We start from the raw sequence: 25,333 nt of genomic DNA on the forward strand, positions 1-25,333 counted from the left end.
AGATGTGTATAAGAGACAGCTTCTTAACTATCTTAACAAATTATATAAAAACCCTTATTTAACAGTATTTAAGCAATATTTCGTTTCTCACAAGTGTATTAAGTTGACGAAATGGAAACGAAGTGTAATAATAATATTCAAGAAATTAGAATTATTATAAACAAGCAATTATTCTTATGTAATTCTAAAAATTTTTTCGAAAATCAGGAGGAATTTAAGTTATGTCTTTAATCAATAAAGAAATTTTACCATTCACAGCTCAAGCTTATGATCCTAAAAATGACGAATTTAAAGAAGTAAGCCAAGATGATTTAAAAGGTTCTTGGAGTGTAGTTTGTTTCTACCCTGCTGACTTCTCATTCGTATGTCCAACTGAATTAGAAGATTTACAAAACCAATATGATAAATTACAAGATTTAGGTGTTAACGTATTCTCAGTATCAACTGATACTCATTTCGTACACAAAGCTTGGCACGATCATTCAGATGCTATCAGCAAAATCCAATACACTATGATTGGTGACCCTTCTCAAACTATTACTCGTAACTTCGATGTATTAGATGAAGAAGCTGGATTAGCTCAACGTGGTACATTCATCGTTGACCCAGATGGCGTAGTTCAAGCAGCTGAAATCAATGCAGACGGTATCGGCCGTGACGCTAGCACATTAGTTAACAAAATCAAAGCAGCTCAATATGTACGTCAACATCCAGGCGAAGTATGCCCAGCTAAATGGGAAGAAGGTTCTGAATCATTACAACCAGGATTAGACTTAGTAGGTAAAATTTAAGGAGGCATTACAGAATGCTTAATGCTGATTTAAAACAACAATTACAACAGCTTTTAGGTCTTATGGAAGGCGATGTTGAATTCAGAGCTAGTATCGGTTCTGATGACAAATCTAAAGAGTTAAAAGAACTTTTAGACGAAATCGCTGAAATGTCAGACCATATAACTATTGTAGATAAAGAGTTAAAACGTACGCCAAGTTTTACAGTAAGTAAACCTGAAGAAGATACAGGCATTACGTTTGCTGGTATTCCATTAGGTCACGAATTCAACTCACTTGTTCTAGCAATTTTACAAGTGAGTGGTCGTGCCCCTAAAGAAAAACAATCAATCATTGATCAAATCAAAGGTTTAGAAGGTAACTATAACTTCGAAACTTATGTAAGTTTAACTTGTCAAAAATGTCCAGACGTTGTTCAAGCATTAAACTTAATGAGCGTAATTAATCCTAATATCACTCATACTATGATTGATGGTGCTGTCTTCCGTGAAGAATCAGAAGACATTATGGCTGTACCTGCAGTCTTCTTAGATGGTGAAGAATTTGGCAATGGTCGTATGACTATTTCTGATATCTTAAATAAATTAGGAAGCACGCAAGATGCTTCTGAATTTAACAATAAAGAACCATATGATGTTTTAATCATCGGTGGTGGACCAGCAAGTGGTAGTGCTGCAATTTATACTGCACGTAAAGGTTTACGTACAGGTATTGTAGCTGACCGTATCGGTGGTCAAGTTAATGATACTGCTGGTATCGAGAACTTCATTACTGTTAAAGAAACAACTGGTTCTCAATTCTCTGCTAACTTAGCAGCACATATCGAGGAATATGATATTGATACTATGACAGGTATCCGTGCTACAAATATTGAGAAAACAGATAAAGCTATTCGTGTAACACTTGAAAATGACGCAGTTCTTGAAAGTAAAACTGCTATCATTTCAACAGGTGCAAGTTGGCGTAAATTAAACATTCCTGGTGAAGATCGCTTAATCAACAAAGGTGTTGCTTTCTGCCCTCACTGTGACGGTCCTTTATTTGAAAATAAAGACGTAGCAGTTATCGGTGGCGGTAACTCAGGTGTTGAAGCAGCTATCGATTTAGCAGGTATTGTTAACCATGTTACATTATTTGAATATTCATCTGAACTTAAAGCAGATACAGTATTACAAGACCGTTTACGTTCTCTATCAAACGTAGACATTCACACAAATGCTAGAACTGCGGAAGTTTTAGGGGAAGATCATGTAACTGGATTAAGTTATGAAGACTTAGCATCAGGTGGAATGAAAGAAATTAACCTAGATGGTGTCTTTGTACAAATCGGCTTAGTACCAAACACAAGCTGGATTGGTGACGCTGTAGAATTAAATAATCGTGGAGAAGTAGTTATCGATCGCGATAATCATACAAATGTTCCAGGTATTTTTGCTGCTGGAGACGTTACTGATCAAAAAAATAAACAAATTATTATTTCAATGGGCGCAGGTGCCAATGCGGCATTAAATGCCTTTGATTATATAATTAGAAATTAATAACTAGAGATATTCTAGTTTGTCACTTAACCTATCAAATATCTTCATATAAACCGAGATACTAATATAAGTATCTCGGTTTTTTATTATGTGAAATAAAATTATTGCTTTAGTTAGCTAAATAAATTATAAATACTTGCCATAAATTGTTCATAGATATTTTTTATTTTAAGTTCTTATCATTCAAATATTTTCCTATAAATGATACTCTATTATTATGTTTTATTTATAAAGGAGATTATTAAAATCTATGAAAAAGAGTATTATAGTTGGCGCATTTTTAACACTATTATTAACTTTAAGTGCTTGTGCACCTCATAATGATGATAGTGATGATAAGAACGAAGATCATCTACAAAGTAATGGTATTACAGCTCCCAAACATGCTAAAAACGTAACTGATAAAGATATTTTCACCTCAGATAAAACTAACCAAAAAATTAGCGAAGATGAGATGAATAAAGCAATCCAGAAATATTTAGATGTTAATAGCGATATTCTAGATAATAAATATATTTTACAAAGTCAAATAGATAAACAAAGTGGCGGACAAACTAGAGTTACAAAAGCTCAAGCAAATAAATTGAGCAAATTATCGAATGTTGCCGTTAAAAATGACTTACACTTTAAGAAATTTGTTGAAAATAATACTATTCCTGCAGGTTATAAAGACAATGTGACTCGTATTATCAACTATTTCAACGCTTTAAATAGTACAATTTCAGATATAGACGAAAAAATAGAACAACTTAATTACGAACCTCAAAATACAATTAACGTTGTTGATGTACCTACACATTATGCTGGAGACGTAAATGGTAAACAGCAAAACAAAATTAAAAAATTCTTAAATGATAAAAATATCAAAACAGATGTTTTTGATAAATAATAGAAGAAAACCACACTTTAACGAGCGACTTAATTTCGTTAAAGTGTGGTTTTTTAAATTTCTATGTATATCGGCTTACAGTTTTCGATATTCTGGTCTAACGCTTCTTTTTCAGTAAGCATTCCAAAGTAAACGAGCATGCATCGAATGACTACTTGATGGGCTACGATTACTATCGTTTCTGCCTCTTTTGATACTTCATTTTCAAAAAATAAACGAATTCTATTTAAGACATCCCCATAACTCTCACCTTCAGGCGCTTTCTGCGTAAAACTATGACGGAAATCTTTATATTCTGGATGATTAAAGTATTGATGATACTGAGCATCTTGCATTAATTTATCTTTATATTCGCCTTCAAATACTCCTAGTGAGCGTTCTCTGAGACTTGGTGTCACGGTAGTAGGAATGTCGTATGGAAAAATATTATTATAAGTTTCAATCGTACGTGTTAAATCAGAGACATACACGTGATCAATATCCATATCTTTAAAGTAACTTTCTAAGTTTTGTGCCCCTTCAATACCTTTTTTAGTTAAATGTACATCTAATTGGCCACAGAAATAAGCGCGATGATGTTTATTATCATAATTTGATTGCGACTCTCCATGTCTCACTAAATACAGTTTCAATTCAATATTCCTCCTTTTTAAAATTAAGTACTTTTGTGCAAAAATAATTATAATGATATCAACCTTATGATAACGCTATGTAAGAAATAATGACATTCTATACATTAATTTATTTAAGACTCCCAGACGTCTAAAATTAAGAAAATAGCGTTTTAACTATGAAAAAATTGAAGCATTTCCACTTACATACTATTAAATATTTTTACCACTTTAATATGAATATATAATTTTGTAGATTTTAATAGTTTATGATTGTCATACCATTGCTTTACATGATACTATTAACATGTAGTTAAACAATAACTACAAAGTCTTTTATATTCATGAACATAATACTCCTGGGTGACGCCTTAACCCGACGTCACCCTCTTTTTATGCCCTTTTTTAGGATTTAATTTCTCATATAAAAAAAGAGAGCCTATTTAATATAGCCCTCTTTAAATCTTCAAATATTATTATTTTCTGATAACACGTAAGATTAAGCTTACGATGAAAATTAAAATAATTGCACCTAATAATGCTGGGAAGATTGGTACGCCACCCCATACAGGACCCCACATACCGAAGATTCTACTACCAATTGCTGAACCGATTAAACCAGCGATGATGTTACCGATAATACCGCCTGGAAGGTCTTTACCCATAATCATACCGGCAACCCATCCGATTAATCCACCGACGATTAACATAATAATAAAGCTCATAATCAGAACTCTCCTTATCTTTTCGTTTTTTATTTACTTCTTACTTCTACCACCATCAATGATTTTTAAACATATTAATTAAAAAATAATTAACTTTTTTTAAGAAATATTCTTGAATTTATTTTTTAATACTTCTGAATTTTTTCGTTGCGTGACATAATTAAATTAATCACTAACCATACGATTTGTATAATGATTGGTAATAGAAAAGCTATAGCTAAAATAATAATAGATACTGCTCTTAATTCTGGTGTTTGGAAAATACCCGCTGCGTCAGTACGTCGTTCCCAAATCATAACTGAACTACCAATGAATAAGATAATCCAAAATGCAGAAACGACCCACCACAAAATCCATGAAAGTTTCATTTGCTTGCCTCCTAGAAAATTCCTAACAGTAACGTATTAGTCTATTCCCTTTTCCAAAAATAAAAATCATAAAAGTACATTATTCTGAAAGTCTATAAAATTCTAATGCATTCTTATAAAAGATTCTTTCTTGAATGTCTTGGTTAAAGTTATTCTGAATTAGTTGGATATCTTCTTCGTTGAATGGACGATTGGCACGTGTGGAAGGCAAATCAGTACCAAACATAACAGCATTGGGATTGATATTAATTAACTCTTGGATAGCTGAAAAAGGGTCGACTTCAATTCGTCCGAATCCAGTTGCTTTAACGTAAGCACCCTGTCTAACTAAGTCTTTCAAATCTTCGAACCCCTCTTTAGTTAAACCTAGGTGATCAATAGACACTTGCGGTAATTGAAGGATAACCTCTTTATAATCAGCTAATTTCTTTGACTCAATATAAATTTCAGTGTGCCAACCTACTAAATCATAAACGCGTTGTGAGAACTCTTTAAGTTTCGAAATATCTTCTGAACCTCCGCGTTTAACATTGAATCTAATGCCCTTAATTCCTAAAGTATTTAATCTGTGAATTTCTGCAACGCTTGTAGTCATAGGTAGTTGAGTGGTGCCTACGAATTTGCCATCTAATTTATTAAGCGCATCCTCTAAATAACCTTGATCAAAACCTTGAAATGAACCTGAAACGACTGCGCCACCAATAATGTCTAAATCTTGAGTACGAGTTAAGTAGTCGCGTATAGTGAAGGAAGGTGGCATATAACCATTATTTTCTTTAATCGGAAAATTAAAATCTATAATATGAAAGTGTGCATCAAAAATTTTCATAATGATAATCCCCTTTGTTTGTAGATTGTAAATTAAAAATAACATAATTATGAATAATGCTTTAAAAGACTTGATAAAATTTGGGAAGAGGAATAGTATAGTTAAATAGCTTGGGATTATTTTCATAAAAGACTTAATAAGTTTGATAACAAGGTAATTTAACAGGGAAAGTGATATTACCTTCCATTTCAAACTTAGCATTTACAGGGAGGTTATGGCTCATGAGTTCACATACACTTTTTAATTTAAGAACAAAAAGAAATCTTGAAATTAATGAATTAACAGAGTTATTAAATAAAAAATATGGTACACATTATGAACCACATCAATTATGGGAATGGGAAAATCATCAACATGAACCTAATTTTAAAGATGCGATGATTCTCGCAGACTTCTTTGATACACCTTATCAAATGTTAGTGGAAAGTAAATATAAAGAATATCAACAACACATTGATGATATAGATATTCGTTTATAATTTAAAATTATTAAATCCGACTTCGATATAGAAGCCGGATTTTTTGTATAGTCAGATATAATTTTTTCGAATTTTCCGCTGTGCGAGGTTCGATTATTCACCTTCAGCATTGTTATCGCTACTGTCTTGTTGTGCTTGGTCTTGGTCTTGTTGTTGGTCTGAAGCTTGTTGCGCTTGGTCTTGGTTACCGTTGTCTGAAGCTTGATGTTGACTTTGATCTTCTTGTTTTTCATTATCTTGGCCGTCTGTAACATTTTGAGCAGGAGCGCTATCAGCATCGTCTTGTGTTTCTTGACTATTTTCTACTGTTTGACCTTGTTCAGCTTGTTGTTGATTATCGTCGCCATTTTGTTGGTCCTCATCATTCTCTTGTTGGCTGTTTTCTTCTTCAGCTTGTTGATTTTTAGTACTTTCTATCTCAGCAGCTCTTTGCTGTTCTCTTCCTTTAGCTTCTGCTTGTGCTCTTTGTTCTTCAGTCATATCTGAGTAATCTCCCACTATAGAGCCATCTTTCTTACTTACTGCAACACCCACATCGACTGGAGTAGAGACCACACTTTGTGCTCTGTAACTAATATAATAATTATCATCAGTTGTTTTATCATTATTAATATGGAACGAATTCCAGTCAGGTTGTTTACTTGCACCTATTTTTTCCTTAACATGACTTTTGGCGATTTGAATAGCCTCGTCTTCACTAACCTGAGCCTCGTTTGCGTTATCTTCATCATTTTCAGATGCGTCATCTTGAGCTTGATTATCTGAGTTAGCTTCGTCATTATTGTTAGAGTTATCGTTACTGTCTGAGCCATTATCATTAGTACTATCTTGGACTTGAGATTGTTCTGAATCAGTCATATCTTCGCCGCCAGCTTCAGTATCTCCATTTGAGCCATTACTATCGTTTTGCGCATTATTATTTGCTGATGAATGCTCTTTATTGTTAGCTTCATCGCCAGATTTTTTAGGGTCATTAGATTTTTTTCCAGAATCGTTATCTTTCTTTTGCTCTTGCTTATCATTGTTCGAATTATCGTCGTCTCCGCCCGGTAAACCGATATTTAAACTACATGCTCCCAATAGAAATGTTGACGCCGTTAAACCTGCTAATAAATATTTTCCCTTCATAATTTAAAAACTCCTTATGTATATCTACTTAAATCATAACATTTAATATTCATTTTATTAACAATATCGCACAACTTATTACTAACTTTAAAAATAATTTACATTGCAATTTTTAACTATATTCATTATTTTAATATTGATACATATGGTTTATTTTTTGAAAAGGAGGCTTTAAACAATGCAAATAACTACAAATTGTAGTTTGAAAACTTTCATTTATAGACGAGTTAGTGTGCCGGGCAGTCTTACTTTAACTGATCACAACTTAACTTTTAAATCATTCAGTTTAACCAACAGTCCAATTAATTTACAAATTCCGCTAGAGGATATTAAGAAGGCCCAGTTGAAAAACGGTTTCTTTATAAAATCATTAGGCATTTACTACAATAACGATTGGTATGTATTTAAATACTTTCAAGATGATAACTACAATAAAATTTACAACCATCTGACTCAAAACCAAAAATAACGCAGCAATCTATACTGCAGCCTTTTTCTTACCCATTACTCATATTTGAAAGCACAAAAATAACCCCGTAAGCCTTAAGCCTACGGGGTTTAACCAATACTTATATATTAGTTTTCGTCTTTAACATATGGTAATAAAGCCATATGACGAGCACGTTTGATAGCTGTAGTCAACATACGTTGATATTTAGCTGAAGTACCAGTTACACGACGTGGTAAAATTTTACCGCGTTCTGAGATAAAACGTTTTAATAATTCAGTATCTTTATAGTCGATGTGTGTAATACCATTTGCTGTGAAATAGCAAACTTTTTTACGACGACGACCGCCTCTTCTTGGTCCACCTGCCATGGTTAATTACCTCCTTTTGAAATAGTTTTTATACGTTCATTTTATTATTAGAATGGTAAGTCATCATCACTAATATCAATCGGACCATTTGCATTCGCAAAAGGATTATCAGATTGTTTATTATTTGATGATTGATTATTATTGTAAGACGTATTTTGTCCTGATTGTTGACCACCAAATCCTTGACCGTAGTCTTGGAAATCATTGTTATTACTTTGATTACGTTGGCCACCTTGAGCATTTTTAGGTTCAAGGAATTGAACACTATCAGCTACAACTTCAGTAACAAAGATACGACGACCTTCTTGATTTTCATAACTGCGTGATTGTATGCGACCATCAACGCCAGCTAAACTACCTTTGAATAAATAATTATTCACGTTCTCTGCTTGTCTTCTAAACACAACAACATTAATAAAGTCAGCTTCGCGTTCCCCTTGAGCATTCGTGAAAGTACGATTAACTGCTAGAGTAAATGTCGCTACACTTACGCCTGAGGGAGTGGTTCTGTATTCTGGATCTTTAGTTAAACGACCTACTAATACAACTCTGTTTATCATTAAAACGCCCCCATTAAATTATTACTTATCTTGGTCTTCGCGGATAACGATATAACGGATGATATCGTCACTGATTTTAGCTAAACGTTGGAATTCGTCTGTAGCTCTGTTGTTATCAGTTTTAATGCGTACGATGTTGTAGAAACCTTCTTTGAAATCTTCAATTTCATAAGCAAGACGGCGTTTACCCCAGTCTTTTTCTTCTAAAACTTCTGATCCTTCTGAAGCTAAGATACCGTTAAAGCGTTCAACAACAGCTTTTTTAGCATCCTCTTCAATGTTTGGACGTACGACATACATAATTTCATATGTTCTCATTTTATACTTGCACCTCCTTGTGGTCTATGCGGCCTATCGACTCCTGTCGATAAGCAAGGAATAATTTTCATTACTCACAATCAAGAATTATAGCATAGAGTATTACTTTTTACAATAAATATTCACACTCTCGATTTTCTTTTTTGAAAAGGCAGTCCCAAACATGAAATAATGCTCATATATTCCTTCATAATATCAATAAACACCATCAAAACAATGATTGCACAAAAAAGATGTAAAAGTACTTCTCAAAACAGAACAAATGTTCTATAATAATGGCGAGGTGTAAAACATGCAATTAGATTTAGATTGGAATAAAGATTTTCAAGAATTTCAAGAAGTCTTAAATTGCGGTATCAATCCAGAATGGCTATATTGCGCGAAAGCCAATATGATACTAGAACCTGCCTACACTGGAGAAGGTAAACAGTTTTTTAGCACCAAAGATATTATTGAAGCAAGTAAAGTTATACCGTTCTTTTAAGATACAATGAAATAAATCATATAAAAAAGCAATGTAAGTTCCCTGTCACTCTTAGCCACACGAAACTTACATTGCTTTATTTTATAAATTTAAAGATATATTGCGAATTGTAATTCTATACGTTGAATCTGAAATGAACAATGTCACCATCTTGCATAATATATTCTTTACCTTCTAAACGTTGCTTACCTGCTTCTTTAGCACCTTGTTCTCCGCCATTTGTAACATAATCATCATAACTTGTTACCTCAGCACGGATGAAGCCACGCTCAAAGTCAGTATGAATAATACCAGCACATTGTGGCGCTGTCATACCTTGTCTAAATGTCCAAGCACGAACTTCTTGTACACCAGCAGTAAAGTAAGTTGATAATCCTAATAACTCATAAGTTGTTCTGATTAATCTATTTAAACCAGGTTCTTCAATACCTAAATCTTCTAAGAACATTTCTTTATCTTCATCATCTAAAGTAGCGATTTCTTCTTCAATTTTTGCACTAATAACGATAACTTCTGAATCTTCTTTCGCAGCATACTCACGAATTACTTTTACTTTATCATTATCTTCATTACCAATTTCATCTTCGCCAACATTAGCTATATAAAGCATTTTTTTAGATGTTAATAATTGAGCTTGATTAACATATTTTTGATCTTCGTCAGTAAACTCTAAACTACGAACAGGATTACCGTTTTCTAACGCTTCTTTAATTCTAGATAAAATGCGTAATTCCATTTCAGCAGTTTTGTCTTTTTGACGTGCCATCTTTTCAATTCTAGGTAAACGTTTTTCTACTGATTCTAAATCAGCTAATACTAATTCCATATTGATAACTTCAATATCGTCTAAAGGATCCACACGTCCTGACACGTGTGTAACATTTTCATCATCAAATGCACGGACAACTTGGCAAATGGCATCTACTTCACGGATATGTGATAAGAATTTATTACCTAAACCTTCACCTTTAGAAGCACCTTTAACAATACCTGCAATGTCAGTAAATTCAAAAGTAGTCGGAATTGTTTTCTTAGGTTCTACCATTTCAGTTAATTTATTTAAACGCGTATCTGGTACTTCAACAATACCTACGTTTGGGTCAATTGTTGCGAAAGGATAGTTCGCAGCTAATGCGCCTGCCTTAGTTATTGCGTTAAATAGAGTAGACTTACCAACGTTCGGTAACCCTACGATACCTGCTGTTAAAGCCATTAATCATTCTCCTAACTTTCTGTATCTTGGTGAGATACTAATATTTTTTTTAGTTTTTTATTAAACGTTTGACGTGGAATCATAATACTTCTTTGACAGTTTTCGCATTTAATGCGAATGTCTGCACCCATACGGATGATTTTAAACCTATTTGTTCCACATGCATGTTGTTTTTTCATTTCTACTATATCATTTATTCCATAATTTGACGTCATGAAATTGCCCCCAATGATAATTAAGCTTTATCTTTTGCATCCATACTTTTAATATAGATTGGCTGTGGTAATTTAATACCTTCTTGTACGAAAACTCTTTGAATTTCTTTACGCAAAATTCTTGAACCTGAGGCACCTTCACCAGGAATCGTTTCTGCAGAAATTCTAAATGTCACTTTCGTTTCATCAATTGAATCGATACCGTCAACTACAGGATCTGTAATGAAAAGATAATATTTACTACGCATTGCAGTAAATAATTTATTTAATCGTTTTTCAACTTTATCTAAGTTTTCATCTACAGAAACTGGAATATTTACAATAGCGAAACCGTTTGTAATAGAGTAGTTAGTAATTTCTCCCATACTACCATTTGGTAGAATCGTTAATTCACCAGTAATCGTATTAATACGTGTCGATCTTAAACCAATCGATTTAACCGTACCTTCAGCTACTGTCGTACCACCGCTATTAATTTTAACGTAGTCACCTACATCAAATTGATTTTCGAAGATAATAAAGAAACCAGTAATGATATCTTTTACAATCGTTTGAGCACCAAAACCAACGGCTAAACCTACAACACCAGCACTGGCAATAATACCTTCTACACTAATTCCAAATTTACTTAAAATTGTCGTAACGACGATAAACCATACGATATATTTTACTACATTTTGAACGAGTGACACTAGCGTTCTAGAACGTTTCTTATTTCCTTTACTACTTTTATTTTGAAGTTTAAATCCTTGTTCAATGACTTTATTTAATATAGCAATCACAATTAATGCGACTAAAATATAAATAAGAATTAAAATCAGTTTAATTCCTAGGTTTTCATATGTTTCTGGCTTAGTCAAAGGTTCGAATAGTGAAGACAGCACATTTTTAACCTGATTCATTCAACAATTTCCTCCTTTAATTTAATTTTTATCATAACTTAATAATTATACAGTGTTTTCACTAGATAATATATCGGTCTTTAGCTTTATCCATTAGTAATTTTTCTCATAGAAAGGCTAAAAATAACATATAACTTAATTTATAAACAAATTGTTCAGTTCACAAAATTAAATTCTAATTATTCATTATTTAATTTTCTTATTAAGTCTTTAAACTCTTCTTCAGATTTAAATTCAAACGTAATTTTACCGATATTTTTACTAGTAGAAATATCTACCTTTGTACCAAATTTTTCTTTTAAAAGACGTTCTTGTTTTTGAATAAATTTCGGTTTTAAATGAGCTGATTTCGTGCTATTTTTAGACTCCTTACCGTCTTGTAATTCTGCTACAACATTTTCTAAATATCTTACACTCCAAGCTTCTCGAATAGTTTGTTTTGCTAATTTATTCATAGTCGAAGTGTCTTTTACACTTAATAAGGTACGACCGTGAGCTCCTGATAATTTCCCGTTTTTCACTAACTTAGAAACTTCTGTTGGTAGATTTAATAGTCTCAGCATGTTAGCAATATATGGACGTGATTTACCTAGTCTTTCCGCGACTTTTTGTTGTGTGATACCTAAATCGTCCATCAATCGCTTATAACTTTCTGCTTCTTCAATGGCATTTAAATCTTCACGTTGCAAATTTTCAATAATGGCTAGTTCCATCATGTCAGAATCCGATAACTCTTTTACAATGGCAGGTACCTCGTTTAATCCTGCTAATTGTGACGCTCTAAATCGTCTTTCTCCCACTACAATGTAGTAACCTTGAATCGTTTTGCGTAAAACGATTGGTTGTAAGATGCCATGCGTGCGGATAGAATCAGCTAAATCTTGTAGTTTATCTTCATCAAACGTTTTACGAGGCTGATAAGGATTGGCTTTTATCTCTGAAACCGCTACTTTTTGTACTTGCTCATTTTGATCTAACGTTAATCGTTCGTCGTGTTCATACGCCACAACATTTTGCCTCCTCTCTTTTATTCATTAAAAATTTAATATTTTAAATCATAATATAGTATCTGATGTTATGCCTCTTTTTTCACTTTAATTTTAAAAAATATTTCATAATTTTCACAAGAGCTAATCACCTTATTCACCGAAAGTTTATAAAAATTTTTTAAAAGCTTTAACTCAATCATATCAATGTATTAAACGCTTTCCGAAATAACTGTTTAATCTAAATTTTCAGAAAAGTTATTGACAAATGTAATTTAGGTCTGTAAGCTATGAATTAACTTAAAAAAACACAAATTACACACGGCAATAAGGAAAGTAAAACTTACACTGCTGATACAGAGAGTCTCGTAAGCTGAGAAGAGGCATAGAAAGAAAGTTTGAAAATGGCCTTTGAGTGTTGATGCCAATATGAGGTATCAACGGGTTCGCCCGTTATAGCGATACAGTATTAACATTTTTGTTTAATGGCGTACTGGAATATTAGACGTCGCTAAATTATCGTTAATACTCATTTACTTATATAAGTTAAATGAGTTTTTTTATTAGAAGTTATTGACTATGAATAACGATAATGAAGTGATCCCTTGTTCAGTACTGATTAATTCAAATTTGGCGTACTGTTTGAGGTTACTTTAGTAATAAAGTAATAAACAAAGGTGGTACCGCGAAACAAGCTTTCGTCCTTTACATCCGATACATATCGGGTTTAAAGGACGGAAGCTTTTTTATTGAGAATAAATTAGGAGGGTTTGACATGAAAGATACTCAATTAGCGCAAATTTCCTTAACTAAAGATACGACTGGTGCAATTGCTAATCCAATCTATTTGTCTACTGCATATCAACATCCTCATCTTGGACAATCAACAGGATACGATTATACAAGAACGAAGAACCCTACACGCTCAGCGTTTGAAGAATCATTCGCCAAGTTAGAAGGTGGAGTTGCATCCTTTGCCACATCTAGTGGCATGGCTGCTATCCAATTAGTCTGTAATCTCTTTAAACCAGGCGATGAAATTTTAGTAGCTTTTGATTTATATGGTGGCACATTTAGACTATTTGATTTTTATGAAAAGCAATACGGTATTAAATTCATTTATGTAGATTTTTTAAATTATGAAGAAGTCACGACGCATATTACGCCTAATACGAAAGCTCTTTTCATCGAACCTATTTCAAACCCACAAATGATTGAAATCGATGTTGAGCCATATTACGTACTTAGTAAAAAACATAATCTATTAACTATTATCGACAATACGTTTTTAACACCTTATCTATCAACGCCATTAGAAGAAGGAGCAGACATCGTTCTTCACTCCGCAACTAAATATATTGGCGGACACAACGATGTATTAGCAGGTGTAGTTACGGTCAAAGACGAAACGTTAGCTGAACAACTTGGCCAATTCCATAACATGATTGGCGCAACATTATCACCGCTTGATAGTTATTTACTACAACGTGGTTTGAAAACATTACATTTAAGAATTGATCGTTCACAAGAGAATGCGAAGAAATTAGCCGAAAGATGCCAAACATCAGAATCAATTGATGAAGTGCTTTATAGCGGTAAAACAGGGATGTTAAGTTTACGACTTAATAAGGCCTATAGCGTCGCTAAATTTTTGGAAAATTTAGAAATTTGTATTTTTGCAGAGAGTTTAGGTGGAACTGAAACATTTATTACCTTCCCTTATACACAAACACACGTTGATATGCCTGACGAAGAAAAAGATAAACGTGGTATCGACGAACACTTAATCAGACTATCTATTGGTATTGAAGACTATAACGATATTGAAGCAGATATTATTCAAGCACTAGAGAATTCTAAAGTAGGAGTGATTTCATGAGTTTATCCAAAGAAACGGAAGTCATTTTTGATGAACATAGAGGCGTAGATTACAATTCAGCGAACCCACCATTGTATGATTCTTCTACTTTTCATCAAAGTGTCCTAGGTGGTAACGCTAAATTCGATTATGCAAGAAGTGGTAATCCTAATCGCCAATTACTTGAGGAAAAATTAGCCAAACTTGAAGGTGGCAAATATGCCTTCGCTTTTGCATCAGGCATAGCTGCAATTTCAGCAGTACTACTTACATTAAAAGCCGAAGATCATGTCATTCTTCCAGATGATGTGTATGGCGGTACGTTTAGATTAACTGAACAAATCCTTAATCGATTTAACATTCGATTTACTACAGTTAATGCTACTAACCCTATTGAAATTGAACACGCTATCCAAGAGAACACTAAATTAATTTACGTAGAAACACCTTCAAACCCATGTTTTAAAATTACTGATATTAAGGCAGTTGCTAACATCGCACGCCAACATGATTTACTACTCGCGGTTGATAATACTTTTATGACGCCTTTAGGTCAATCACCACTTGCTCTAGGCGCCGACATCGTCGTTCATTCAGCTACTAAATTTTTAGGTGGACATAGCGATATTATAGCTGGCGCTGCGATTACAAATCGTAAAGATGTGGCAGATGCACTTTATTTACTGCAAAACGGTACAGGCACTGCCCTTTCCGCTCACGATAGTTGGACTTTAGCTAAACACTTAAAAACCTTACCAGTGCGTTTTAAACAATCAACATCAAATGCGGAACAACTTGTTGAATTTTTAAGTAATCAAGAAGAAATTGCCGAAGTATATTATCCAGGAAACAACTCACTTCACTTGTCTCAAGCTAAGAGTGGTGGCGCCGTTATCGGTTTCAGACTAAAAGATGAAACAAAGGCACAAGCTTTCGTAGATGCACTTACTTTACCTTTAGTTTCAGTTAGTTTAGGCGGTGTAGAAACGATTCTTTCGCACCCTGCTACAATGTCACACGCTGCCGTTCCTGAACACGTTCGAAATGAACGCGGTATTACATTCGGCTTATTCCGATTAAGTGTAGGTCTAGAACAACCTCAAGAATTAATTGCAGACATCAACTACGCATTAAAGGAGGCTTTCAATGAGTCGCTTATTAAACCAATTACAGAACAACGTTTTAGTAGCTGATGGCGCAATGGGAACCATCCTCTACTCAGAGGGGCTCGACACTTGTCCTGAAGCTTATAACCTTACCCATCCTGACAAAGTTGAACGTATCCATCGCTCCTATATAGAAGCTGGTGCCGACATTATACAAACCAATACTTATGGGGCTAATTTTGAAAAGTTAAAAACCTTTGGCTTAGAACACAAAGTGAAAGAAATTCATAAAGCAGCTGTACAAATCGCAAAACGTGCAGCTAAACCAAATACTTTCATATTAGGTACAGTTGGCGGTTTCAGGGGTTTAAAACAAGAAGAATTACCATTATCTACCATACAGTATCATGCAGAAAACCAAATCGACACGCTTGTTGAAGAAGGTGTAGACGGTTTACTCTTCGAAACTTATTACGATTTAGAAGAATTAACCAACATCGTTATTAGTACACGTCGCAAATACGATATTCCGATTATTGCTCAACTTACCGCTTCAAACACGAATTATTTAGTCGACGGTACAGAGATCAATGAAGCCTTAAAACAACTAGTTGAATGTGGCGCAAACGTGGTCGGTCTCAATTGTCATCATGGCCCTCACCATATGCAACGCTCTTTCTCTCATATCGAATTGCCAAAACATGCATATCTTTCATGTTATCCAAATGCAAGTCTTCTCGATATAGAGAATAGTGAATTTAAATATAGTGATAACGCACAATATTTCGGAGATGTGGCACAAGAACTCATTAATGAAGGCGTCAGAATTATAGGTGGTTGTTGTGGTACTACTCCTAAACATATCGCCTACATCAAATCTTCTGTTAAAGATTTGAAACCAGTGACCTCTAAAAAGGTAGTACCGATAAATCGTAAATCAAATCATGCAGTGAGTCACACTTATAAGCATAATTTGACTACCAAAGTTAAGAATGGTCCAACGGTAATCGTTGAACTGGATACACCAAAGCATCTTGATACCGACTTATTCTTCGAGAATATTCGTAAGCTTGATGAAGCTAATATTGATGCCGTAACACTTGCCGACAATTCACTCGCCACAGTGCGTGTCAGCAACATTGCAGCAGCAAGTATTATCCGACAGCGCTATGACATTGAGCCACTCGTTCATATTACCTGTCGTGATCGAAATTTAATTGGCTTACAATCTCATTTGCTCGGTTTATCACTCATAGGTGTTAATGAAATTCTTGCTATTACTGGCGATCCTTCAAAAGTAGGTCATCTACCAGGAGCGTCAAATGTTTATGACGTCAATTCCAAAGGTTTAACAGAATTAGCTTTACGATTTAACCAAGGTATCAATACAGACGGTGATGCGCTGAAGAAACATACAAACTTCAACATCGCTGGTGCGTTTGACCCTAACGTTCGTAAACTAGACGGTGCAGTTAAACGCCTAGAGAAAAAGATAGCAGCGGGCATGAGTTATTTCATCACACAACCTGTTTATAGTAAGGAAAAAATTAAAGAAGTATATGAGGCAACTAAATACCTCAATACCCCACTATTTATAGGTATCATGCCAATCGTGAGCTATAATAACGCACTTTTCCTACATAACGAAGTGCCAGGTATTAAGATGTCGGAAGATATATTAAACCAATTTAAAGCAGTAAAAGATGATAAAGAAAAAACAAAAGCATTAAGTTTGAGACTTTCTAAAGAATTAATCGATACCGTTCATGAGTACTTTAATGGTTTATACATTATTACACCTTTCCAACGCATTGATTATTCATTAGAACTCGCAGCGTATTCTAAAGCAATTACCCAAAACAAGGAGGCAATATCATGACAACAATTAAAACTTCTAATTTAGGATTCCCAAGACTAGGTAGAAAAAGAGAATGGAAAAAAGCAATTGAAAGCTACTGGGCTAAAAAAATTGATAAAGCAGAATTAGATCAAACGTTAACTGATTTACATCGAGAAAATTTATTACTTCAAAAAAATTATAATTTAGATAGCGTACCAGTGGGCGATTTCTCATTATATGACCACATTCTTGATACATCATTATTATTCAACATCATCCCTGAACGTTTCCAAGGACGCGAAGTAAATGATGACTTACTATTTGATATTGCACGTGGTAATAAAGAACACGTCGCGAGTGCATTAATTAAATGGTTCAATACGAACTATCACTATATTGTGCCAGAGTGGAACAACGTTGAACCTAAAGTGAATCGTAACGTATTATTAGACCGTTTTAACTATGCGAAATCACTTAATGTTAATGCACATCCTGTCATCGTTGGACCAATCACTTTTGTGAAATTATCTAAAGGTGGCAACCAATCATTCGAAGAGAAAGTACAAACTTTACTTCCATTATATAAAGAAGTACTTCAATCACTTGTAGATGCTGGCGCGGAATACATTCAAGTTGATGAACCTATTTTAGTAACAGATGAAAGTGCAAACTATGAAGATATTACGAAAGAAGCTTATAACTATTTTGCGGAAGCTGGATTAGCTGACAAATTAGTTATCCAAACTTACTTTGAACGTGCAAATGTTAAATTCTTAAGCTCATTACCAGTTGGTGGCTTAGGTTTAGACTTCGTGCACGATAATGGTTATAACTTAAAACAAATTGAAGCTGGCGACTTTGATAAAGCTAAAACTTTATATGCGGGTATTATCGATGGCCGTAACGTATGGGCAGCTGACATTGAAGCTAAAAAAGAATTAATTGAAACATTACAGAATTACGCTGAAACTATTGTCATTCAACCATCATCTTCATTATTACACGTTCCAGTATCATTAGATGATGAAACATTAGACGAATCTATCGAAGAAGGTTTAAGTTTCGCCACTGAAAAGTTAGATGAGTTAGACGCACTTCGTCGTTTATTCAATAACAGCGACAGCAAAAAATATGACGAATTAAAAGCACGTTATGAACGTTTCCAAAGTCAATCATTCAAAAACTTAGAATATGACTTTGACAGCGTACCAACAAGCCGTAAATCAGCATTCCCTGAACGTAAAAAAGTACAAGATGCACGTTTAAATTTACCAGATTTACCAACTACAACGATTGGTTCATTCCCTCAAACACGCGAAGTACGTAAATACCGTGCTGACTGGAAAAACAATCGTATTTCAGATGAAGAATATAACAATTTCTTAGAAAGTGAAATTGCGCGTTGGATTAAAATCCAAGAAGAAATTGGCTTAGATGTGTTAGTTCACGGAGAATTCGAACGTAATGACATGGTTGAGTTCTTTGGTGAAAAACTTCAAGGCTTCTTAGTAACTAAGTTCGGTTGGGTTCAATCTTATGGTTCACGTGCAGTAAAACCACCAGTTATTTACGGAGATGTAAAATGGACTGAACCATTAACAGTAAAAGAAACTGTTTATGCACAAAGTTTAACTGACAAACCTGTAAAAGGTATGTTAACAGGTCCTGTCACAATCTTAAACTGGTCATTCGAACGTGTAGACGTTCCACGTAAAGTCGTTCAAGATCAAATTGCATTAGCAATTGATGAAGAAGTATTAGCATTAGAAGAAGCGGGTATTAAAGTAATCCAAGTAGATGAACCAGCATTACGTGAAGGTTTACCATTACGTTCTGAATATCATGAACAATATCTTGCAGATGCAGTAAATTCATTCAAACTTGCTACATCTTCAGTCCAAGATGAAACTCAAATTCATACGCATATGTGTTATTCTCAATTTGGTCAAATCATTCATGCCATCCATGATTTAGATGCAGATGTTATCTCTATTGAAACATCTCGTAGTCATGGTGATTTAATCAAAGACTTTGAAGACATTAACTATGATTTAGGTATTGGTTTAGGCGTGTATGACATTCACAGTCCACGTATTCCTACTGAAGACGAAATTGCGACTGCGATTGATCGTTCTTTACAACAAATTGACCGTTCATTATTCTGGGTTAACCCAGACTGCGGCTTGAAAACACGTAAAGAAGACGAAGTGAAAGACGCTTTAACAGTATTAGTCAACACAGTACGCAAAAAACGTGAAGAAACTAGCCAAAACAAACCAGCATAAATTATAGATAACAGGGAGCAATCCAGAAATTAATTATAATTTCGAAATACCGCTCCGGCACAGGTGACTAGAATTGAAACAAGCTTTTTCAAAGCGACGGTTCAATTCAGTCACCCACTGCCAAATGACATTCATGAACTACTGTTATTGGAGGTGTTACACATGGCAAATTATCCATTATGGGATCAATTATCTACATTAAAAGAGAGTGAATGGGTAGATTTAACACATACCTTTGACCCAGAAATCCCTCGCTTCAGTGAATTTGAAAAAGGGGAAGTGTCGACGCTATTTAACGTTAAAGACCATGGTTTTTATGTACAACGTTGGAGTATCGTGACACAATACGGCACACATATTGATGCGCCGATTCACTTTGTTGAGAATAAACGCTATCTAGAAGAATTAGATTTAAAAGAATTAGTCTTGCCTCTTATTGTCTTAGACTTTTCAAAAGAAGCAACAGAAAATGCTGACTTCATCGTGACTAGAGACCATTTAGAACAATGGGAAGCTGCTAACGGTAAAATTGAAGAAGGCACATTTGTAGCTTTACGTACTGATTGGTCTAAACGTTGGCCAGATATTGAAAAATTTGAAAATAAAGATGCTGAGGGTAACCAACATTTACCAGGTTGGGATCTAGATGCCTTAAAATTCTTAATCGAAGAACGTGGCGTGAAATCTATCGGTCATGAAACATTCGATACGGATGCATCTGTAGATACAGCTAAAAATGGAGATATCGTCGGAGAACGCTATATTCTCGGACAAGATACTTTCCAATTAGAATTATTAACAAATTTAGACCAATTGCCTACCCGTGGTGCAGTTATTTATGCAATTAGCCCAAAACCTAAAGACGCACCAGGATTCCCGGTGCGCGCATTTGCAATAAAACCTTAATTAAATTTTTAAAATGACATTTTTAGGCTTGATAGTGAGCGATCAATGCCAAAACCTTCCTATTATTATTAAAATTCCCTGTCGCATAAGCCATTACGAGTTGGTAAGCGACAGGGTTTTTAATACAATTTCCTATTTAACTCCGTACTGTTTAATGATTTCTATAATTTCTGCATGTATATCAGGATGTGCAATAATCGCCCCTTTTACATGATTTAAATCAATATCTTTTCCTTCTATATCTGTTACAACTAATCCTAATTCTTTTGCATAAAGTATTTGTGCACTCATGTCCCAAAGATTTGCTCCGACATCGATACTAGCCCCAAAATCCCCTGTGATTGTTCTTAATGCACCAATGCCTCCAGCACCAATGAAACGGAACCCATGAGCTTTAGATATTAGTGCCTTTAATAAATTGGAACTTGTATGTTTTGGGTCAATTGAAATTAAAGCATTTTTAAGATGTTGGTATTTTTTGGGTTGAAGCGGTTGGTCGTTTATAGTCACCCCTTGGTCCTTCACTGCTTTATACAATTTTTGTTGATAAAAATCATAAGTATACGCTAATAATGGCTCACCATTATAAAATAAACTTAAAATTAAACAATAATCTTTACCTTGTTTCACGAGATTCGTCGTACCATCAATGGGATCTATCGCCCATGCGTATCCTTTATACATATCGACTTCAGTATTACTTTTTTCTTCCCCCATTAATTGATGGTCTGGATAATATTCATTGATGAGCTTAGTGAAATCAGCTTGAACTTCTTTATCGATATTTGTCACTAAATCTAATTCGTTTTTCTTCGTTTCGACATAAAAATCTTGTTGCATTTTTTCTACTTTGAGCGCAATAACTTGAATCCATTTCTCAATTCGTTGATTAATATCTTGTAATGCTTCCATGCTTCACTCACCTTTTAGAATTATTAATTCCTAATCATTTATATTTTATATCCAAAGTCCTGATTCTTCTAATCAATCTATCTAATTTCTTCAATATATTTAATTTACTTGCATCATACCCGCTACAATCTAACACACTCTATAAATTTCAATCATTTTCCCTTAGATTAATTCAAACTTTTGAAGGGTAAAACCATAGTAGTACATTAAATTCAATATACACGGGAGGCGCAAACAAATGACTAACAAAACAATTTATGACGTTATTGAAACTGGCGTGAACTATATATTATCTGTGTACGATAGTTGGAACGTTGAAGAAGTATTAGATAAAGAAGATAATTTCTTCCCAAATACATTACATTGGCAATATGGTCATGTGTTAACTATCTTTGAAGAAGCCCTTGCATTAGGTAATCAAAATGTAGTGGATGTTGAAAAATACCATAAATTATTTGGCTATGGCTCTAGCCCTAAAGATTGGGAAGGTCAGGACGTGCCTTCAATTGAAGACATTAAAAAAGATTTAAAAACACTTCCTGAACGTGCTCAAAAATTAACAGATGAAGAGTTACAACAAGAATTAGACCAACCTGTAGCTGGGTTCAAAACACTTGATGAATTACTAGTATTAAATGCCATCCATGTGCCATTACACGCAGGTAAAATTGAAGAAATGACACGTGTACTTAAAGAGCAACGTCAGCATTAATTTTATAAATTTTTAGAGCTAAAGGTGATAAATATGGAAATTATTGCTAGTAGTATTTTTGTAGAGAATCAAGAAGAAGCGTTACAATTTTATACAAACGTTTTAGGATTTGAAAAGAAAGAAGATGAACCTGTAGGTGAAGGTTATCGCTGGATTGCTTTAGCATCACCCAATTCTTCTAACAAAACACAACTTATTTTAGAACCAAACGGGGATCCGATTGCTAAAGATTTTCAGACACGCTTATTTGAAGCTGGCATTCCTATTACAATGTTTGGTGTTTCAAATGTTCAAAAAGAATATGAACGATTAAGTCAAAAAGGCGTTAAATTCACCGTAGAACCTACTAAAATAGGTAAAAATAATATGGCCATATTTGATGACACATGTGGCAATTTAATTCAAATTATCGATAAATAATTAAACAAAATAAACGCTTAACAGATATCATAATTTGGTACTGTTAAGCGTTTTTTATATCGCTATCAAAAACACATGTATTAAATTTCCGACTCACTAGAGGTCTTTTTATCTTTTTGAGCATACTTTGTCGCCACAATTTTGATAATAATCACTGCCACACCTAATAAGGAAGCTAGTAAATAAGATGCGCCACCTAATTCTTTAAAAAGTAAACTTCCCTCCTTATAGCCAACGCCACCTTCATCCGTATATATTTTATTATTGGTATCCAACATGATATCAATGGCATACACTGTAGTACCAGCCATGATTACAATCCACGGAATCGTCTTCATAAATCCCCAATATTTGTTTCGCTTGAAAAAAGGTAAGAAAATCATAAAATACGGAAATAGAATAAATATCATTGCAAAACCAACTGTAAATATAATAATCCAGAAGAAACCCGTTGCAACTAAGTAATAACTTACAACCTGAATGACTCCTAACGTCACTAAAATAAAGAAAACGAAACTCAAAAGATATTTTAGAGGTCCATCCAATTTTGTAGCAATTTTATCATATGTATCTAATTTTTCTGATTTACGATAAATGAGTGAGCTTAACCCTTTAATCATCACAAAATAAAGAACAGCGATAATCGTAAATATTATTAAATCTTTTCCAAAAAGACCCGCCATACTCAGTGTAAACATCATTAAATCACTTATCGGAGCCACGGGTGGTGTTTCTACAGCATAATCCCCCAAAATGAACATATTATTGTCTCCTTCTTATAGATAATTAATTATTTTAATACTTAATTTAATCAAATTATTGCTTATCTAACGTTTGGTATGTAATACAAGCTTGAATATATAGGGCTAACCATAACTCATCAGGATATTTTCCATCGTTATCCACTGTAATTTGGTTTTGTTCTCCACGCTTATTAGTTTTTTCATTTTTCTTATAATCTAACCCCGTACGTTTAGCTGATAATATAATATTACCCTGCTCATCTTTAATCACTGTAGAATGGAATCGATCTGGATTCTCAAAGCGATAAGTTTCCTTTGCCTTATTTACAAAGCTATATGGAAATAGACGTTTGAAGCCACCTTCTTTTATCATTTTATCTTTTTTAAAAGTACCTATTTCTTCTCCATCTAATAATACTCGATACATGGCATAATTAGTCATACCTTCGACGCGTTCAATAATAACTGAATGGTCCTCAGATCTAACTTGTGTACCGTGTAACGGTTTCAAACCAAATATACTTCTCGTCTTTTGACTATTATCCTTGTAATAAGGAATATGACATAATCTTTCTTTACCATAAATAGGAATATATTGCTTATCTAAAATCATACCTGGCGCTTGGTAAAAGTACTTACCATTACCATATCCACTATGATCAATTTGGTCTAATTTATCCTCACTGTATGTCTGTTGAGATTTCTTTCGAATTGCATTAATAATCAAATAACCTACACCTAAGATGATGATTAATACAATTAAACCTGTGATTTTCATATTAAACTCCTCAAAATTTGACTTTATAAAGAAATTACTTACATCTCTATCATACAGTTCTTTTATTTCATAAAAAATGGTATAAATTAAAAAATTTAGATAAATTAAATATTTATTTGATTTTAATAAATAAAACCAGTTTTTTTAAGGTTTATTATAAATTGAACGTTTACAGGGAACACTCCCCTAATAGTGAATATAGTCTACCTTCTCTCAACAGACTAATTTTCCGATAAATAAATACGACCAAAACATCAAGTTGTTTCAGTCGTATCATTTATAGTTATGATTAATTATAATATTCTTCTCTCAACAGACTATACACATAACTATCAGAGAATTCTCCTTGCAAGCACTCTTCATTTCTTAAGATACCCTCTTGTTTAAATCCAAGTCGTGTAGGTATTGCTCGACTTTTTTTATTCTTTGTCGACATTCGTATTTCAATACGGTTAATATCGTACTCTTGATAAACATATTGGATAAGCAATTTGGTACATTGAGTCATTATGCCTTTTTTTTGAAAATTTTCAGCTAAATAATAACCAATAGAAGTTTTTTTATTAACTAAATCTAAATAACGCAAACCAATAACTCCGATAAGTTCTTTATTATGCCAAATTCCACAATGAAAGCCATTACCATCGATAAATTGTTGTAACGTCGTCTGAATAAACTTTTTACTGTGTTCAACCTCAGTGGTGTACGCTACAAACGGTAAAAACTCCCCTAAATACTTACGATTATTATCAATTAATTTAAACAATTGATCCGCTTCACGCTCTTCCAGAATTTTCATCTTCACATGTTCATTTACCTCACACCCAAAAATCATTCCAATCCCCTCCACTTAAAAATTTCTAACTATTCAGTAAATTAAGTTTATAATATCATAATTTGATATATATAATGTAATAT

At 33.7% G+C, this 25,333-nt stretch carries 29 protein-coding genes; 13 read left to right on the forward strand and 16 right to left on the reverse strand.

Going from position 1 to position 25,333, the window contains the following annotated elements:
* Positions 1-221 precede the first annotated feature (221 nt).
* From ahpC to CD127_RS09330, 3 genes are all read left to right on the forward strand, one after another.
* On the forward strand, positions 222-791 hold the full coding sequence (ahpC, locus tag CD127_RS09320; RefSeq protein WP_103298382.1) for an alkyl hydroperoxide reductase subunit C: 570 nt from the start codon (positions 222-224) through the stop codon (positions 789-791).
* A 14-nt stretch (positions 792-805) separates the two neighbouring features.
* Positions 806-2,329, forward strand: a complete 1,524-nt coding sequence (gene ahpF / locus CD127_RS09325; protein WP_103366506.1) for an alkyl hydroperoxide reductase subunit F — start codon at positions 806-808, stop codon at positions 2,327-2,329.
* A 250-nt stretch (positions 2,330-2,579) separates the two neighbouring features.
* Complete coding sequence (locus CD127_RS09330; protein ID WP_103298380.1) at positions 2,580-3,218, forward strand: NDxxF motif lipoprotein; 639 nt, start codon at positions 2,580-2,582, stop codon at positions 3,216-3,218.
* Between the two features lie 53 nt (positions 3,219-3,271).
* Here CD127_RS09330 and CD127_RS09335 read toward each other — a convergent pair whose 3' ends face one another.
* The 4 genes from CD127_RS09335 to CD127_RS09350 all read right to left on the reverse strand — a co-directional run bounded on the left by CD127_RS09335 (position 3,272) and on the right by CD127_RS09350 (position 5,751).
* Complete coding sequence (locus CD127_RS09335) at positions 3,272-3,850, reverse strand: histidine phosphatase family protein (RefSeq protein WP_103366507.1); 579 nt, start codon at positions 3,848-3,850, stop codon at positions 3,272-3,274.
* Between the two features lie 455 nt (positions 3,851-4,305).
* Positions 4,306-4,554 carry a GlsB/YeaQ/YmgE family stress response membrane protein gene (locus tag CD127_RS09340; RefSeq protein WP_103298378.1) on the reverse strand — a complete coding sequence of 83 codons (249 nt, stop codon included), beginning with the start codon at positions 4,552-4,554 and terminating at the stop codon, positions 4,306-4,308.
* A gap of 125 nt (positions 4,555-4,679) precedes the next feature.
* Positions 4,680-4,922 carry a DUF3923 family protein gene (locus CD127_RS09345; protein WP_103366508.1) on the reverse strand — a complete coding sequence of 81 codons (243 nt, stop codon included), beginning with the start codon at positions 4,920-4,922 and terminating at the stop codon, positions 4,680-4,682.
* Positions 4,923-5,001: 79 nt separating this feature from the next.
* A complete protein-coding gene (locus CD127_RS09350) occupies positions 5,002-5,751 on the reverse strand; it encodes an amidohydrolase family protein (protein WP_103366509.1) in 750 nt (249 codons plus the stop codon).
* 221 nt (positions 5,752-5,972) lie between these two features.
* Here CD127_RS09350 and CD127_RS09355 point away from each other — a divergent pair, with 221 nt between their 5' ends.
* Complete coding sequence (locus tag CD127_RS09355) at positions 5,973-6,230, forward strand: helix-turn-helix domain-containing protein (RefSeq protein ID WP_103298375.1); 258 nt, start codon at positions 5,973-5,975, stop codon at positions 6,228-6,230.
* A 93-nt stretch (positions 6,231-6,323) separates the two neighbouring features.
* Here CD127_RS09355 and CD127_RS09360 read toward each other — a convergent pair whose 3' ends face one another.
* Positions 6,324-7,358, reverse strand: a complete 1,035-nt coding sequence (locus tag CD127_RS09360) for a putative sodium/potassium/calcium exchanger (RefSeq protein ID WP_103366510.1) — start codon at positions 7,356-7,358, stop codon at positions 6,324-6,326.
* 178 nt (positions 7,359-7,536) lie between these two features.
* Here CD127_RS09360 and CD127_RS09365 point away from each other — a divergent pair, with 178 nt between their 5' ends.
* A complete protein-coding gene (locus CD127_RS09365) occupies positions 7,537-7,827 on the forward strand; it encodes a GRAM domain-containing protein (RefSeq protein WP_103366511.1) in 291 nt (96 codons plus the stop codon).
* A gap of 107 nt (positions 7,828-7,934) precedes the next feature.
* On the opposite strand, the gene rpsR is transcribed toward CD127_RS09365, so the two are convergent.
* From rpsR to rpsF, 3 genes are read right to left on the reverse strand one after another with little or no spacing between them, the layout of a single operon-like run.
* Positions 7,935-8,177, reverse strand: a complete 243-nt coding sequence (rpsR, locus tag CD127_RS09370) for a 30S ribosomal protein S18 (RefSeq protein WP_002447994.1) — start codon at positions 8,175-8,177, stop codon at positions 7,935-7,937.
* A 47-nt stretch (positions 8,178-8,224) separates the two neighbouring features.
* Positions 8,225-8,737, reverse strand: a complete 513-nt coding sequence (ssb, locus tag CD127_RS09375; protein WP_103298372.1) for a single-stranded DNA-binding protein — start codon at positions 8,735-8,737, stop codon at positions 8,225-8,227.
* A 21-nt stretch (positions 8,738-8,758) separates the two neighbouring features.
* Positions 8,759-9,055 carry a 30S ribosomal protein S6 gene (gene rpsF / locus CD127_RS09380; protein WP_011276867.1) on the reverse strand — a complete coding sequence of 99 codons (297 nt, stop codon included), beginning with the start codon at positions 9,053-9,055 and terminating at the stop codon, positions 8,759-8,761.
* A gap of 292 nt (positions 9,056-9,347) precedes the next feature.
* On the opposite strand from rpsF, the gene CD127_RS09385 reads away from it, so the two are divergent.
* Positions 9,348-9,539 (forward strand): hypothetical protein, encoded by a 192-nt coding sequence (locus CD127_RS09385; protein ID WP_011276869.1) that lies wholly within the window; start codon positions 9,348-9,350, stop codon positions 9,537-9,539.
* Positions 9,540-9,654: 115 nt separating this feature from the next.
* On the opposite strand, the gene ychF is transcribed toward CD127_RS09385, so the two are convergent.
* From ychF to CD127_RS09405, 4 genes are all read right to left on the reverse strand, one after another.
* Positions 9,655-10,752, reverse strand: a complete 1,098-nt coding sequence (gene ychF, locus CD127_RS09390; RefSeq protein WP_103366512.1) for a redox-regulated ATPase YchF — start codon at positions 10,750-10,752, stop codon at positions 9,655-9,657.
* An 11-nt stretch (positions 10,753-10,763) separates the two neighbouring features.
* Positions 10,764-10,967, reverse strand: a complete 204-nt coding sequence (locus CD127_RS09395; RefSeq protein ID WP_103298370.1) for a DUF951 domain-containing protein — start codon at positions 10,965-10,967, stop codon at positions 10,764-10,766.
* Positions 10,968-10,987: 20 nt separating this feature from the next.
* Complete coding sequence (locus CD127_RS09400; protein WP_103366513.1) at positions 10,988-11,869, reverse strand: mechanosensitive ion channel family protein; 882 nt, start codon at positions 11,867-11,869, stop codon at positions 10,988-10,990.
* Between the two features lie 179 nt (positions 11,870-12,048).
* The gene (locus CD127_RS09405) at positions 12,049-12,876 is read right to left on the reverse strand and encodes a ParB/RepB/Spo0J family partition protein (RefSeq protein WP_103366514.1); all 828 of its coding nucleotides are present in this window, start codon (positions 12,874-12,876) and stop codon (positions 12,049-12,051) included.
* Between the two features lie 754 nt (positions 12,877-13,630).
* On the opposite strand from CD127_RS09405, the gene CD127_RS09410 reads away from it, so the two are divergent.
* From CD127_RS09410 to CD127_RS09430, 5 genes are all read left to right on the forward strand, one after another.
* Positions 13,631-14,734, forward strand: coding sequence for a PLP-dependent transferase (locus CD127_RS09410; protein ID WP_103298367.1), 1,104 nt, complete (start codon positions 13,631-13,633; stop codon positions 14,732-14,734).
* Entirely contained in the window at positions 14,731-15,906 is a 1,176-nt protein-coding gene (gene metC / locus CD127_RS09415; protein WP_103366515.1) for a cystathionine beta-lyase MetC, read from the forward strand. Before CD127_RS09410 ends, metC begins: the two co-directional genes overlap by 4 nt.
* Positions 15,860-17,698, forward strand: a complete 1,839-nt coding sequence (locus CD127_RS09420) for a bifunctional homocysteine S-methyltransferase/methylenetetrahydrofolate reductase (RefSeq protein WP_103366516.1) — start codon at positions 15,860-15,862, stop codon at positions 17,696-17,698. The genes metC and CD127_RS09420 overlap by 47 nt, the downstream gene beginning before the upstream one ends.
* Positions 17,695-19,944, forward strand: coding sequence for a 5-methyltetrahydropteroyltriglutamate--homocysteine S-methyltransferase (metE, locus tag CD127_RS09425; RefSeq protein WP_103366517.1), 2,250 nt, complete (start codon positions 17,695-17,697; stop codon positions 19,942-19,944). Before CD127_RS09420 ends, metE begins: the two co-directional genes overlap by 4 nt.
* 162 nt (positions 19,945-20,106) lie before the next feature.
* The gene (locus CD127_RS09430) at positions 20,107-20,850 is read left to right on the forward strand and encodes a cyclase family protein (RefSeq protein ID WP_103366518.1); all 744 of its coding nucleotides are present in this window, start codon (positions 20,107-20,109) and stop codon (positions 20,848-20,850) included.
* Positions 20,851-20,982: 132 nt separating this feature from the next.
* Here the strand turns inward: CD127_RS09430 and CD127_RS09435 are convergent, their stop codons facing one another.
* Positions 20,983-21,762: an inositol monophosphatase family protein gene (locus tag CD127_RS09435; RefSeq protein WP_103366519.1), complete on the reverse strand. Its 780-nt coding sequence runs from the start codon at positions 21,760-21,762 to the stop codon at positions 20,983-20,985.
* A gap of 238 nt (positions 21,763-22,000) precedes the next feature.
* Here CD127_RS09435 and CD127_RS09440 point away from each other — a divergent pair, with 238 nt between their 5' ends.
* Both CD127_RS09440 and CD127_RS09445 read left to right on the forward strand, forming a co-directional pair.
* Positions 22,001-22,474, forward strand: coding sequence for a DinB family protein (locus CD127_RS09440; protein WP_103366520.1), 474 nt, complete (start codon positions 22,001-22,003; stop codon positions 22,472-22,474).
* A gap of 33 nt (positions 22,475-22,507) precedes the next feature.
* Positions 22,508-22,894, forward strand: a complete 387-nt coding sequence (locus tag CD127_RS09445) for a VOC family protein (RefSeq protein ID WP_103366521.1) — start codon at positions 22,508-22,510, stop codon at positions 22,892-22,894.
* 80 nt (positions 22,895-22,974) lie between these two features.
* On the opposite strand, the gene CD127_RS09450 is transcribed toward CD127_RS09445, so the two are convergent.
* From CD127_RS09450 to CD127_RS09460, 3 genes are all read right to left on the reverse strand, one after another.
* On the reverse strand, positions 22,975-23,655 hold the full coding sequence (locus CD127_RS09450) for a hypothetical protein (RefSeq protein WP_103366522.1): 681 nt from the start codon (positions 23,653-23,655) through the stop codon (positions 22,975-22,977).
* 55 nt (positions 23,656-23,710) lie between these two features.
* Positions 23,711-24,415, reverse strand: a complete 705-nt coding sequence (locus tag CD127_RS09455; RefSeq protein ID WP_103366523.1) for a hypothetical protein — start codon at positions 24,413-24,415, stop codon at positions 23,711-23,713.
* Positions 24,416-24,704: 289 nt separating this feature from the next.
* The gene (locus CD127_RS09460) at positions 24,705-25,250 is read right to left on the reverse strand and encodes a GNAT family N-acetyltransferase (RefSeq protein ID WP_167409913.1); all 546 of its coding nucleotides are present in this window, start codon (positions 25,248-25,250) and stop codon (positions 24,705-24,707) included.
* Between the last annotated feature and the right edge of the window lie 83 nt (positions 25,251-25,333).

Source organism: Staphylococcus petrasii, from assembly GCF_002902565.1.
GTDB lineage: Bacteria > Bacillota > Bacilli > Staphylococcales > Staphylococcaceae > Staphylococcus > Staphylococcus petrasii.